This is a genomic window from Sodalis sp. dw_96 (assembly GCF_018449575.1).
Classification (GTDB): domain Bacteria; phylum Pseudomonadota; class Gammaproteobacteria; order Enterobacterales; family Enterobacteriaceae; genus Acerihabitans.
Genome location: NZ_JAAVUT010000004.1, coordinates 166,525 through 180,067 on the forward strand (window position 1 = coordinate 166,525; position 13,543 = coordinate 180,067).

Genomic DNA, 13,543 nt, shown 5'->3' on the forward strand with positions numbered 1-13,543 from the left:
GGCCGAAATAATCTACACGAATAAATCTGAGGGATATTTTATGAGCAAGGCATTGGACGGGATCAGGATTATTGATTTTACCCATGTACAGTCTGGCCCGAGCTGCACCCAGTTGCTCGCCTGGATGGGCGCGGACGTGATCAAGATCGAACGCGTCGGCGAGGGCGACGCGACACGCAAGCAATTACGCGACATTCCCGACGTGGACAGCCTTTATTTTACGATGCTGAACCACAACAAACGGGCCATCACGCTTAACACCAAAACGCCTGAAGGCCTTCAGGTATTAAATAGCCTCATCGAACGTTGTGATGTGCTGGTTGAAAACTTTGCTCCCGGCGCGCTGGACCGCATGGGTCTGACCTGGGAGTATATTCACGCCGCCAATCCACGCATGATCCTCGCCTCGGTCAAGGGCTTCGGGCCGGGCCGCTACCAGGACTGCAAATCCTATGAGAACGTGGCGCAATGCGCTGGCGGCGCCGCGTCAACCACCGGCTTCGACGATGGCTTACCCGTTGTCACCGGCGCGCAAATCGGCGATTCCGGTTCGGGTCTGCATCTCGCCCTTGGCATTGTCTCCGCCCTTTTCCAACGACACGCCACGGGACGCGGGCAAAAAGTGTCGGTATCAATGCAAGACTCTGTGCTCAATTTATGCCGTGTCAAACTGCGTGACCAGCAAAGGCTGGAACGTACCGGCGTGTTGGATGAATACCCACAATTTCCTGATGGTCATTTTGGCGAGGCTGTGCCGCGCGCCGGCAATGCCTCCGGCGGCGGTCAGCCGGGATCAATTCTCAAATGCAAGGGCTGGGAGACCGACCACAACGCTTACATTTACTTCATCACCCAAGCAGCGGTCTGGCCGGCTGTGTGCCGAGTGATTGGCGAGGAGAGTTGGGCTGAGGACGAAGCCTACAAGACCCCCTCCGCCCGCCTGCCGAAATTGACATCGATCTTTCAGCGAATTGAGCAGTGGACCATGACCAAAAACAAGTTCGAGGCGATGGAGATCCTTAATCGGTATGACATCCCCTGCGGCCCGGTTCTCTCGATGAAGGAGATCGCCAATGACGACGCCCTTCGCGCCAGCGGCACTATCGTCGAGGTCGATCATCCGGAGCGTGGCAGGTACACGACGGTCGGCATGCCGATCAAGATGTCGGACAGCCCGGTGAACATTACCCGTTCTCCCCTGCGCGGCGAGCATACCGATGAGGTTCTGCATGAGTTGGGCTATGGCGACCGGGACGTGGCGGCACTGCGCATCAAGAACGTGATCTGATCACGGTTGCGGCAGACGTCCCTGGCTGCAATGGATTTTGCCGGCAAAAAACGTTACCGGCAAAAAAATAAGAGAGGGCGATACCGGGCTATAACGCCTTGCGCAGCGTAATATTGATGCGGTGCGGTCCCACCAGGGAATGAAAACCTTCCTTGACGGGCAGGATGCCGTGATAATTAAGCCTGGACGGCCCGCCCCAGACCACCACATCGCCGTGCGCCAGCGGGATGCGCTGCGTCCTGTCGCTGCGCTGCAGGCCGCCGAATTGGAACACCGCCGGCAATCCGAGGGAAACCGATACAATGGGCGCGCCGAAATTGTTTTCGTCCTTGTCTTGATGCAGGGAGAGTTTGCTGCCCGGATCGTAGCGGTTCATCAGGCAGGAATCCGGTACATAATGACCAAAACCCGCCTGCAGCGCGGCCTCATCCGCCAGCGCCATCAGAATATCCGGTATCGGCGGCCAGGGTTTGCCGGTACGGGCATCCCGTTCTGAATAACGATAGCCGCGCTTATCGCTGGTCCAGCCATTGCCGCACCAGCTCATCGCCACCGACATGGTATACCCCCCCGGCGTGATCATATGCCGCCACGGCACCTGGGCCACGACGCCGTTGACCGCCGCCAGCAGCTCCGGCCCGTAATCGCGCACAAAACCATGCAGTACCATCGCCCCGGGGGCGATTGATTCATGCCAAGGCGGCGGCAGCGCGTCTTCAAAAAGATCGATTGTCATCATCAGAACCTGTACATATAGCCAGTATTTATTTTAGCTATTGGTCGCTGGATGTCCAGTACGGTTCAAAAACTTTCGGAATGACATCGGGGGGTGATGGGCCTTCTGCCTTTGACATGCTCGATTCATGCCTCGGTGAACGCGGGCTTACCGTGCGGTGGGGCGCTCTGTCGGGCAGAAAAACCATGCCCGATTCGACCCGGCCTCGGCAAACGCGGTTTCCCTTTAACACATCGGGTGCAAGCTTCGGTTAATGCTGTTGAGGTACAAAAAGGTTTGATCAGGCCGGATTGGAACGATGGGTGGGTGGGGTCCAAATCAAGAGCGGCCAACCGCACTGGACACTAGATGATGATTTGCATCCGGTATGGCGCCCTTGAATGATTCTCGGTTTAACCTTATTTGGTGCTGGTGGCGTAGTAGGCCTCTTTGCAGACATGCAATTGGCTGATCTGTATAAGCCGGCCGGCAAGATCGTAAGAGAGACGTTCTACCGCCAATACCGGTTCCCCCGGGGCGGCGCCGAGATGCCGGATATCCTGATCATCGGCTAAGGCCGCGCAGATTTTCTCATCGATGCGCATAATCAGAATATTGAACATGCGATCGAGAAAGCTGGAAATGCTTACCGGACGATGAAGGGTAATCAATTGGCTGGCTTTGGGACACACATCTTCCCTGATGGTGGCCCTTTCTATGAGCATGGGCGTCTGGTTCGCGGCGCGCAGACGAATCATGCGCGCCACCGGGGCACCCACCTCAATACCAAAGGACTTGGCTTCCTGCGCTGAAGCCTTGCCCTGCGTGCTTTCAAGATAAACCGATTCCTCCGTTCGGACATCGTCCCGGGAGTAAAATTTAAGAAAGCGAAAGGGTTTGATGCCCCCTCCCCTGTTGGTGGCGATAGTGGTGCCGCGACCCCGCTGGCGCACCACCAGGCGTTCCTGCGCCAATTGCTCAATGGCCTTGCGGGCAGTGCCGACGCTGACGGAATATTCATTTGCCAACGCCGTTTCACTGGGCACCAGCTCCCCCGGACGCCATTCGCCGCTTAGAACCCGCTGTACAAGATTCTCTTTCATTTTTTGGTAAAGCGGTATCTTTGCCGGCGTGGCTAAAGCGGCAAGACGATTCGATTTAACTTTCATATTGAAATTAATGCCTTATAAAGGATCTTCGCTATCCGGGCTGCTTAGCCGGCGCAATCCGTCGTGACCTCTGACTGATGGTTATCAAAAGCGGGCAGCGACAGAAAACGGCCATCGGTGGAATCATCCGGGCAAGCACAATTGCAGCGCAATGGTGCTAAAACCCTATATTAAAACATATAATGTTTTAATAAACAAAAAATTAACTTTCATGACCTTTTGCCTAAAAGATGAGTTTGACCTGAGTCTCATAGAGGCTGAAAGAGGAATTTAGCGTCCATTGCCAATAGCGATGGAGAACGGTGAAGGGGAATGCGGCAAGAAGCAGTTAAGCAGGTCTATGGCCAAAATCTATGAGATAACGCGGGGTTTACCGCCGTCTTGCCTATTACCAGGCTTTGGTTATCCGCCTCACCTTGAAGAGCTTCCGTTTGTAGCTCAACCTTACATAGGGATTTAAAATAAAGGAGAAGGTCCTCACATTTGCCAGGCACTGTTTCATTCCTCCGCGATCGGTCCATAAAGCAATAATATCATGATAGCGGTTGATGAATTCTATCCAGTGGCACATTTGCAATGACTTATATTCACTCCCAAGAATTGAATCCATTCTCTCCAGGGAAATTTTATACAGCTTGATTTTTCCTTCATCCATTATGGCTGATAAAGAGCCCGCTCTTTTAACATACAAATAAGGCCCGACACTTGAGTAATATATTCTGTTGCAATGCTGCAAAACCTCCAGGAAAAGGAAGGAATCTTCGTAACAAACAAAGTCCGGAAAGTGGTGATCTTTGAGAATTTCGCTTTTAATAAACTTTCCGATGAAATGCGCCTGGAAAGATTTATGGATGAGATATTCCCTAATAGCCCGATTTTGACCGATTGCTCGCGCTGCAAAGCGGTTAATTTCGCCTTTGGAAGGCTTTATCTGTACTTCATTTAACTTCGTGATCAACATATCGGGCTGGTGTGAACTGAGAAAATCCAGGATTTCCGTAAATGATGTCCGCAACAGCAAATCATCGCCATCCAGCATAGTGATATATTGACCACTGCATTTTTGCACGGCAAAATTTCTGACCATCCCGATGTTTTCATAGGATACGTTAAATTTTTTTATATTTGTGCTACCAAGAGCAAACCGATCGTAGATCTTCTCGCTATCATCCGATGAGGAATCATTGATGAGTAATATTTCACATAGATTGAAATTTTCTCCCAAGGCAGATCTCAGGGAATGAAGGCACGCCTCAAGATATTCCCCGCTATTATGTGCTGTTACTACAATGCTCAGAAGTAATGATTTCATTTTAAAATATTCTATTAGTAAGTTTTTTTAAAGATTAGGTCTTCATTTTTAACATTTTATTATATACACTTAAACAAGATGATATTATTTACAAAAAAAATAGATGCTTATCTTTAATTATTTCAGATTAAAGTTGTTAATTTTGTCTATTTTTTTTCCGCTTTTTTTGGCGGTGAATTGTCGTTGAAAATACTGTGTAGCCCATTCTAGGCTATATACTTGATGTAAGGAAGAGGCATGGCTTAAAGTCATGACATGGAAATAACCCCAAGCTTGGCTGAGGGAAAATTATCCTTGCGGATTATCACATAAAATCTTTAGGGCGATGGCGTGGTTTGCGGTTTTGCTACCGTCGCTCTGTTGGACAGCATCACGCCGGCAATGATGATCAGTGCGCCTATCCATTTGAACAGACCGGCAGGTTCTTTTAAAACGTACACTGACAGCATAACCGTGATAAAAGGCACCAAATTGATGAACGAGGCCGCTTTGGTTGCGCCGATTTCATCAATGCCGTGATTGAAAAACAGATAGGCCAATACCGAACCACCGATAGACATGAATAACAGTGAAGCAATACTGATAAACGTGATGCCTTTTCCCGGATAGCAGTAAAACTGCAAATGGTAAGAGTCCGCCAACACCCATGGCAGGAAGGCAATGCTGCCATAAAAAAACAGGTAAAACATTCTTATCATACCCGGCAGGGGAATAACCCAACGTTTTATCAAAACATTATAAATACCGAAGCATAGCGTGCTGACAAGCAGCATGATATCGCCGATATTGTAGGATGCGGCAGATAAAATATTCAGATTTCCGCCGGTTATTGTAATAGTTACGCCGAGATAAGCTATTATTAATCCTAATAATTGCCAGGGTTTGACATGCTCCATACCCGACATGGCAGCGATGAGCAATGTGATCAAGGGTATGGTGGCTTCGATAATGCCTGCATTGAAGGCGCTGCTACCGTTTAGGCCATTGAAATAAAAGTAATAACATAATGTTACGCCAAAAATGGCCGTAATAAACATTCTCAAATGCGTGATGAGATCGATATGGATCAGCTTACGCTTATCCTTGATAAATAATAAAATTATCATTGCCGCAATAAAAAAACGCAAGAACGTGACGATGGAAGGCACAAAGACGTCTAAAGCATATTTACCTGCAATGGCGGATCCGCCCCAAAAAAAGGCGGATAGGGAGAGCGTGGTGTAAACTTTAATATTCATTTTTATCCGTCCCAAATAGTATTGATAACTCTCTTATCATTTTTTCCAAACGTGGGATAAAGATATATTCCTCTCGCAGAATCCGATCCGATATTGTGCCTGAGGCATCAAGCTCATTTATAATCGAGAGCAAGAACTCCACGGTATGTGCTTGTATCGATTCAACATACTTATCAAATCCCGCCTCCCGTTCTGAATACCCCAATACACCTTTATTAAAATTTTCGATCTTGATTTTGTCGCGGATTTCCCGTAACAAACGATCCTCCAAACGAATAATCTCGTAGCGATCGCATATTCTTTTCACATAGGAATAAAGCTGCGCAACCTTGTTGTTACTGAAAAAGTAGTTGGTCACATCCCATGGTACATGCCGGTTTTCCATGAGGGTGTGTTGATTAAGGCGTATTCCCGGCAGGGTTTCCGCGCGAGAGCAAATATTCCAGAACGAGGACAAGCCGACACCGTATAGAAATAAAATGGTTTTTTGTATTTGATTTAACGTGACATCCTGAAAAAAAGTGATGCAGCCATTGGTGGAGCCGGCCATTCCCTTTGATTTTAAATACTGAAATACTCGGTTGGATTCGGATGGGATGATTTTTTTATTGTAAATATCCATTTGTACATCGTCGCCCGCCTCCAGTCCCAGGTAAGTGCTAATCATACCTATACCGCGCAGCCTCATAAGCAGCCGCTGATCTTTTTCTTTGTCAATATTAAAGCTATCCGCCCGAATAAAGGCATCAAACGGCAGCGACAGTTCCCTTCTTTCCATTTCATCACAGAAAGCATTGATCCATATTCTGTTCTCTTTCGATGGGGTAACAAACGTCGCATCATAAATATGCAAATAATCTTTGGTCTGTCTAATCACCGGTTCTAACGCGGCAATTTCCTTCACGACGTTGGCAGGCGTGCGGGTTCTGACGCCGGTTGATTCATTGCCCAAAAAGCGTTGGGCATTGCAAAAAACACAGGGATAGGGACAGCCCCGATTGATCAATATTCCCGTTTTTACCGGTCGCCCGTTCTTGATGCCCCGGTGGGCTATGTCGTGCGCCGCAAACGAGAGGCCGTCAAGTTCAACGTTGGGCTGCCGGTTATCATTGATATGTATCTGTCCGGTCTTAGGGTCCCGGAACGTTATCCCGTCGATGCCGTTCAGCGGGAAATCATTGCTGATGGTGTCCACCAGCCGTTGCAAGCTGATTTCACCCTCGCCGCGGCAGATGGCATCAATGGACTGGTAGGCCGAAAGGATACCGACATCTTCATAAGAGACATGTTCTCCTCCCAAGACAATAAAGGGCTTCTCTTCGGCGAACTGATAGAGACGCTGGCTGATTCGCAGGGCGGACTGGAGCGTGACGTAGTTGACGCTGAAAGCCGCCAGGGTAAACCGGCCTTTGATGATTTTGGTCACCATCTCGTGTTCGGTCAGGCCGTCCACCCGCAGGTCGAAAAGTTCGACACTGTATCCGGCCGAGCGCAGCTGCGCCGCCATTAACCCTAACGCCAGATTCTCATAATGCCCGTAAAGTTCCCGCATCCCCGCGGTCTCAGTTTCCGGATTAATCAGAGCGATCCGCATTTTCTACTCCTCTTATAACAGCAATAAAATGCCAAGAGTTTGGCACTTTATGAATGAAATAGACGTCGCCAAGCCTCTAAAACAGGGATATTATCCCTTGACGATTCGCTTGTTTCATAGAATGTGAAGAGCCAACATGCGTACATATTCTGCCAATAAAGAACACCATGTCGTTGCCGTGGCCTACGATCGGTTGCGTACCTTTGAATTCGGCTGCGTGGTTGAGTTTTTTGCCGTGCAGCGTCCCGAGCTGAATGTCGACTGGTATCGCTTCACGGTATGCACGGCGGAAGGACACCGCATCCATGCCGTCGGCGGTTTGGTGATGGAAATTGAGCATGGTTTGGAAATATTGGAAACAGCGGACACGATTGTGATCCCCGCCTGGCGCGATCTTAATGAAGCGCCGCCCGAAGCTCTATTACAAAGCCTGCGCGACGCCTATCGACGGGGGGCAAGAATATGCAGTATTTGCACCGGGGTTTTTGTACTGGCGGCGGCGGGACTACTCCATGGCAAAAGCGTTACCACCCATTGGCATCATGCGCGCCTGCTGGCGCAACGCTATCCCGATACCATCGTTTTGCCTTCGGCATTGTATGTGGATGAAGGGCAGATAATCACCTCCGCCGGCTCCGCCGCGGGATTGGATATGCTGTTGCACTTGGTGAAATCCGATTACGGCCACCGGGTGGCGAATATGGTGGCCCAGCGGTTGGTGATTTCTTTTCATCGCGAAGGCCGTCAGCAGCAGTTGCCTAAAACCAAGGCGGTGGAAAAAGGTGAAAATCGGATTGCCAGCCTGGTGGATTGGCTGAGGGCCAATCTTGCCTTGACCCATACCGTGTCATCCCTGGCGAAACGGGCCATGATGTCCGAGCGGACCTTGCAGCGCCATTTTCAGGAAACGATGGGCTTACCCATTATGCAATGGCTGGCGTTGTGCCGGCTGGAGTACGCCAAGGAATTATTGAGCAACGGATCCTTTTCCATTGCCAGGATTGCGGAAGTTTCCGGACACACGTCGGAGGCGACGCTGCGTCACCAGTTCAGAACCCATGAGAAACTCTCCCCCACGGCATTTCGCCGGCAGGTCCTGCACGGGGAGCACGCCGACGCCCTATAACTTTGGGCCGCTACCCCTTTTGCGCTTAACTTTTGCGTTTAACTTTTGCGTTTAACTTTTCCGTTTAACTACAGCGGACCTACAGCGACGGCGCTGCCGCCGGTTCGGCAAACCGCGATGTGCCTCTGCTGATTCAACCGATGGTCCGTACCGGCCGGCCCCCGTGCCAGGCCTGGATATCTTCAATCATCTGGCTGAAAAAGATGCGGTAATCCTCCTGGGTAACGTAACCGATATGCGGCGTAGCCAGCACATTGTCCATCCGCCGGAACGGATGATCCCTCGGCAGGGGCTCCTGATCGAACACATCCAGGGCCGCGCCGGTGATATGATGCTGTTGCAGGGCTGCGATCAGCGCCGCTTCATCTACCAGCGGCCCGCGCGAGGTGTTAACCAGGTAGGCGGAGGGCTTCATAAGGGCAATTGAAGACGCATCCACAATGCCCCGGCTGCGCTCGCTGAGGACCAAATGTATGGATAACACATCCGATCGCCGGAACAACTCCTGTTTGGTGACATAAGACACGTCGTGCTGTTCCGCCGCCTCGGCGGTGAGGTTTTCGCTCCAGCCAATCACCCGCATTCCGAAAGCCCGGGCATAACCGGCTACCCGTTGCCCGATTTTACCCAAGCCGAGAATACCCAGCGTCTTGCCGTATAATCCGCTGCCCAGGCCCACCTGCCATCCCCCGCGCTTCAGGGAACCCGCTTCGTCCGCCAGATTACGCGTCACGGCCATAATCAGCGCCCAGGTTAATTCGGCCGCCGCATGCTTTCCGCTCTCGGTGCCACATACCAGGATACCCGACTTCGCCGCGGCTTCCATATCAATGGCCGCATTGCGCATGCCGCTGGTCAACAGCAATTTCAGCCTGGGTAACCGGGTCAATAAATCCTTATCAAACCGGCTGCGTTCCCGCATCAGGCAGATAACATCATAGGATTGCAACCGCTCCGCCATTTGCGCCGGAGCCGCCGGATAATCATGGAGAAAAGAGACCGACCCCATGGACTGTAAAACCGACCAATCCACAGCCTGCTCGGCTACGGATTGCCAATCGTCAATTACCGCGATGCGTATGGGTAGCTGTTTATTCAATGTGATCACCTTGAGACAATTCCGGATGAGTCAGAGTACAGGGATCTGAAAAGAGGTTGCCACTCATTCTGTCAGGCACTGTGTTAAATTTTGTTTCTTTTACACTTTCGTCATGGGGTCTTTGAGGACAGGAGAATATTCAGACAGCATGATTTATCCTGTAACAGCTTTCGGCCTTAGGCCGCTAGAGCGTCAATGAGAATTTACTGACGCTTTGCCGCAATCGCTGGGAATGGGAAATCAGCGAATCGGAGGCCTGGGCGCTGGCAACCGTCAACGAATGGCTTTGGTGTATTTGATCGTTAAGACGTTTAATCTCCCCGGCGATGGTATTAACCTGATGACTCTGCTGATTGGCGTTCTGTTGTAATTCTCCCAACAAGACCGCCACCCCCCGCACCGACTTGATAATATCCAGATAAAAGGCATCCAGTGCCTTAACTCGGCTGAAACCGCTGTCGATGTGTTTATGGGTGGAATGAATCAGATGGTCAATTTCTCGCGTGGAGCTGCCGCTTTTTTGCGACAATAACCCAATCTCTTTCGCCACCACGGAAAAACTGCGGCCATACAGACCGGCATGGGCCGATTCGATGGCGGCATTGAGCGCCAGAAGCTTGGTTTGCATGGAGATCCCTTCCAGCAGGGTGATAATACCGGCGATCTTTTCAGACTCAGCCACAATTTCATGCATTTTACGGTCGACTTCCGTGACCATTTCGCCACAATGCCGGGTTAAGGCTTCCGCATCGTTCATCTGTTTGGTGGCGTTGCCGGCGAAACGGGCTCCGTTATCCACGTCTTGCGCAACGCTGTTCAATTTGACGCTGATGGCGTCGAAGGCGGCCATCTGCTGTTGATTTTGCCGGCTATAGCCCTGGTTATGCTGGGCAATATCATCGGCGCTTTGCATGACCAAAGAAGATATTTCGTTGATTTCCCGAATGATGTGCCGCAAACCCTGCTGCATCCGATCGATACCCTGATTAAGCCAGTGAATTTCACGGGATTGCCAGCGCGAGGCGGGTAACGCATGGCCGATATTGCCGGTGGCGATTTGCGCCAGATGACGCAAGGCGCGATTAAGCGGCGTCACCACCGCATAGGATAATACCAGGCAGGCTAAGATTAATAAGCCCATCAATAACGCCGAAATGCTCAGCGAGATATTACGGTTATGGGTCAATGAACTCAGCATGGTTTGGTTAAAACGCTCGGCATCGGCGTTATCCTGCTGCAGCCATTGATAAAACAGGTCGTTGAATTGTTCCTGGAAGGCCTGGATCGGCACCATAAAAAACGAGTCGATATTATCGGTCCTTAGACCCTTTAACTGCTCGTGAAGCCCGTCGAATACCATGGCAAAGCTCTGTTGCAGCGCGCTGTCATCCTGTCCGGAGCTCAGTTTCTGATAGGAAGAATAAAAGCCCTGCGCGGCTTTGAGGGATGCGTCGGCACTGTCCGCCAGGGCATTCCAGCTGCCTACCGAACCGCTTTGCTTATCCTGCATGTAATAGATGCCGGCGCGGTTGATGTTATCACTGGCGGTTAAAAGCTCTATCCTGGATTTGTTCAATAAAGACTGGCGTTCTGTCATCATGCGGGCGGTGGTGACATTCGTCGTGGTTTGCGTCACCAGCCGGGTTAATAACGCAATGGATGCGCACTGCAGCAAGCAAAATACCAGGGTAAAAAGGATAAAACCGCCTCGTAGGCTGGTCATCCATCCCGGCAGCGACAGCCGGCGAAACCGCAGGATTTTAGGCCAGTAAATCGCCGGTTTGATAATAGACATCTTTTTATCCGCGCTAAATAAAAAGCAGTATTCGATCACTTTATTTCAGAAACGTTACAGCCGGACAGACCGCGACGCATAAAGATCATTAGCTCGTCCTAAGTCAAATAGCCGGAATGATATACCCGCCATACTTCAGGCCGCAGGGGCGTCGCCGCTTTCCCGCAACCCGAATTATTCAAGTTATAGCGTGGTCACAAGATTAAAAGGTTTCCCAATTTTCCGTTGAGTGTTCCCGCCCCGGCGAGGCGGTCAGCGGCGACAACAGGGTCTTTTCCAGCTTGTCACCCGACGGTAGCGCGCTGTTGACACTTTTTTCCCCGGCGGGCAGGTGGAATATGGCCACGGTTTCAGTCAAAAGACGAGCCTGCTCTTCAAGCGAGGCCGCCGCCGCCGCGGATTCCTGAACCAGCGCCGCATTTTGCTGAGTAACGCTGTCCATTTCCGATACTGCTTGCCCCACCTGACTGATGCCCCTGCTCTGCTCATCGGAAGCCGATGAAATTTCCCCCATAAGATCGGTGACTTTGGTCACCGCCTTAACGACATTGTGCATGGTTTCTCCGGCGCGGGAGGCCTGAACCGAACCGGTATTTACCCGTTCAACCGACTCGGCAATCAATCCCTCGATTTCCTTTGCCGCCTGTGCGCTGCGCTGGGCCAGACTGCGCACCTCTCCCGCCACCACGGCGAAACCACGGCCCTGCTCGCCGGCTCTCGCCGCTTCAACCGCCGCGTTCAATGCCAGGATATTGGTCTGGAAAGCGATGCCGTTGATCACCCCGGTGATATCGGCGATTTTTTTCGAACTGGTGCTGATGCTGCTCATGGTTTCCACCACTTCATCCACAATCGCTCCGCCTTTTTTAGCGGTATCAGAGGCATCCTGCACCATCTTGTTGGCTTGAAAAACATTTTCGGTATTTTGTTTTACCGTCGCGCTCAGCTGTTCCATGCTGGCGGCGGTTTCCTCCAGGGCGGACGCTTGTTGTTCGGTACGGGATGACAGATCGCTGTTGCCGAGACTGATTTCCCCCGAGCCTTGATAGATAGAGGCTGAACTATCGCGAATAGCCGTTACCGTCCGGATCAGGCTTTGCTGCATGTTCTGTAAATGGGGAATCAATTGTCCGACATTGTTGCGGCCAAATTCGGCGATAGCCTCGCCAAGATGGCCTTCCGACAGGGTCTCAAGCTGGGATGCAATACGCCCCAGGGGTTTAATCATGAAATTGATCAGATAACGGTCCGTGAGCAGCAGGATGACAACACCGGCAATCAGAGCGCCAATCAGGCTTTTCCGGCTCAAATCCACCAGAGAATAAACCTGTTTAACCGAGGCATCCGACCGGGTCTGCTGTTTGAAGTTCTCGGCGGCGGCGCCAAACGCCACGCTGAACGGCGGATATTGTGTCCGGAATAATTGACGGAATTGATCCATCTGTTTGGCCTGTGCCGCGCGGAACATGGGATCAAGCGCTTGATCAATCAGCGCCGTCCATTTATCAATCATGGCTTTGGTGACGGCGGGATCGCTCGCCGTATGCTGGCTGGCTTTGAAGGAGGCAAGGGCATCTCTGGCGCCCTGAAAGGAATCCACCGCCGATGCCATTATTTTATCCGCATCCGCCGCTTGCCCGGTTTGTACAAAATCCATCGCTCTGGCGAGCCGCGTCACGGTACGGAAGTACTGATCGTTGCCGCGACTTATGATGTCGATATCGGACTTTTGCTCTTCACTGGTGGCTAAAAACTGAGTTACCTGATTTAAGGAAGAGAGGGTAAACGCAGAAACCCCACCCCATAAAATCAAAAAAAAACCAAGCGTAATTAGTAGGATAACCCTGATACTGGTATTTTTAAGTAAGCTCATGGTAATGCTCCTGTCCATTATATCTATGCTGACTTCTGCGCATTGTGTGAAAAGGCGTGCAGGATGTTAAAACATAAATTTTTTAATTTTCGATTAAACATATTCTCGGTTGTAGGTGTATAAGAGAATTGTCCTCATATTTATCCAGTGAAATATCAGATATTTTTCCGCACACGGTAAAACGATTTACTGATATAAAATCCTTATCGACCGATATGGCGGAAACTTTATGGCTCAGTAGGAAAAAAGGGATCAAAAACAGATGGTTAGGTTATGCAGGAGATTCAAGAAATCCCAGCTTCTTATTGCGTAAAATCTGTAAATTTTTCATCCT

At 50.7% G+C, this 13,543-nt stretch carries 11 protein-coding genes; 3 read left to right on the forward strand and 8 right to left on the reverse strand.

Annotated features, from left to right (window positions below; translation table 11 throughout):
- The first annotated feature begins 40 nt into the window (after positions 1-40).
- The gene (gene frc, locus HB631_RS08495; RefSeq protein ID WP_213990715.1) at positions 41-1,288 is read left to right on the forward strand and encodes a formyl-CoA transferase; all 1,248 of its coding nucleotides are present in this window, start codon (positions 41-43) and stop codon (positions 1,286-1,288) included.
- Positions 1,289-1,376: 88 nt separating this feature from the next.
- Here the strand turns inward: frc and alkB are convergent, their stop codons facing one another.
- From alkB to HB631_RS08520, 5 genes are all read right to left on the reverse strand, one after another.
- Positions 1,377-2,024 carry a DNA oxidative demethylase AlkB gene (alkB, locus tag HB631_RS08500; RefSeq protein ID WP_213990945.1) on the reverse strand — a complete coding sequence of 216 codons (648 nt, stop codon included), beginning with the start codon at positions 2,022-2,024 and terminating at the stop codon, positions 1,377-1,379.
- A 398-nt stretch (positions 2,025-2,422) separates the two neighbouring features.
- Positions 2,423-3,172 carry a GntR family transcriptional regulator gene (locus HB631_RS08505; RefSeq protein ID WP_213990716.1) on the reverse strand — a complete coding sequence of 250 codons (750 nt, stop codon included), beginning with the start codon at positions 3,170-3,172 and terminating at the stop codon, positions 2,423-2,425.
- Positions 3,173-3,560: 388 nt separating this feature from the next.
- A complete protein-coding gene (locus HB631_RS08510; RefSeq protein WP_213990717.1) occupies positions 3,561-4,484 on the reverse strand; it encodes a glycosyltransferase family 2 protein in 924 nt (307 codons plus the stop codon).
- A gap of 317 nt (positions 4,485-4,801) precedes the next feature.
- A complete protein-coding gene (locus tag HB631_RS08515) occupies positions 4,802-5,722 on the reverse strand; it encodes a DMT family transporter (RefSeq protein WP_213990718.1) in 921 nt (306 codons plus the stop codon).
- Positions 5,712-6,929, reverse strand: coding sequence for a radical SAM protein (locus HB631_RS08520; protein WP_255556875.1), 1,218 nt, complete (start codon positions 6,927-6,929; stop codon positions 5,712-5,714). Before HB631_RS08520 ends, HB631_RS08515 begins: the two co-directional genes overlap by 11 nt.
- Between HB631_RS08520 and HB631_RS26970 the strand changes: the two genes are divergently transcribed.
- The gene (locus HB631_RS26970; protein ID WP_255556876.1) at positions 6,924-7,232 is read left to right on the forward strand and encodes a hypothetical protein; all 309 of its coding nucleotides are present in this window, start codon (positions 6,924-6,926) and stop codon (positions 7,230-7,232) included. The genes HB631_RS08520 and HB631_RS26970 overlap by 6 nt on opposite strands.
- A gap of 220 nt (positions 7,233-7,452) precedes the next feature.
- Positions 7,453-8,442 (forward strand): transcriptional regulator FtrA, encoded by a 990-nt coding sequence (gene ftrA, locus HB631_RS08525; protein WP_213990720.1) that lies wholly within the window; start codon positions 7,453-7,455, stop codon positions 8,440-8,442.
- Positions 8,443-8,575: 133 nt separating this feature from the next.
- Here the strand turns inward: ftrA and HB631_RS08530 are convergent, their stop codons facing one another.
- The 3 genes from HB631_RS08530 to HB631_RS08540 form a co-directional block, all read right to left on the reverse strand.
- Positions 8,576-9,541 (reverse strand): D-2-hydroxyacid dehydrogenase family protein, encoded by a 966-nt coding sequence (locus HB631_RS08530; RefSeq protein ID WP_255556877.1) that lies wholly within the window; start codon positions 9,539-9,541, stop codon positions 8,576-8,578.
- 184 nt (positions 9,542-9,725) lie between these two features.
- Complete coding sequence (locus HB631_RS08535; protein ID WP_213990721.1) at positions 9,726-11,336, reverse strand: methyl-accepting chemotaxis protein; 1,611 nt, start codon at positions 11,334-11,336, stop codon at positions 9,726-9,728.
- Positions 11,337-11,538: 202 nt separating this feature from the next.
- The gene (locus HB631_RS08540) at positions 11,539-13,209 is read right to left on the reverse strand and encodes a methyl-accepting chemotaxis protein (RefSeq protein ID WP_213990722.1); all 1,671 of its coding nucleotides are present in this window, start codon (positions 13,207-13,209) and stop codon (positions 11,539-11,541) included.
- Positions 13,210-13,543: the final 334 nt, after the last annotated feature.

Coding starts and splice junctions, on each gene's coding strand:
- HB631_RS08505 (WP_213990716.1), bottom strand. CDS start 3,172: ATGAAAGTTAAATCGAATCGTCTTGCCGCTTTAGCCACGCCGGCAAAG.
- ftrA (WP_213990720.1), top strand. CDS start 7,453: ATGCGTACATATTCTGCCAATAAAGAACACCATGTCGTTGCCGTGGCC.
- HB631_RS08510 (WP_213990717.1), bottom strand. CDS start 4,484: ATGAAATCATTACTTCTGAGCATTGTAGTAACAGCACATAATAGCGGG.
- frc (WP_213990715.1), top strand. CDS start 41: ATGAGCAAGGCATTGGACGGGATCAGGATTATTGATTTTACCCATGTA.
- HB631_RS08515 (WP_213990718.1), bottom strand. CDS start 5,722: ATGAATATTAAAGTTTACACCACGCTCTCCCTATCCGCCTTTTTTTGG.
- HB631_RS08540 (WP_213990722.1), bottom strand. CDS start 13,209: ATGAGCTTACTTAAAAATACCAGTATCAGGGTTATCCTACTAATTACG.
- alkB (WP_213990945.1), bottom strand. CDS start 2,024: ATGACAATCGATCTTTTTGAAGACGCGCTGCCGCCGCCTTGGCATGAA.
- HB631_RS08535 (WP_213990721.1), bottom strand. CDS start 11,336: ATGTCTATTATCAAACCGGCGATTTACTGGCCTAAAATCCTGCGGTTT.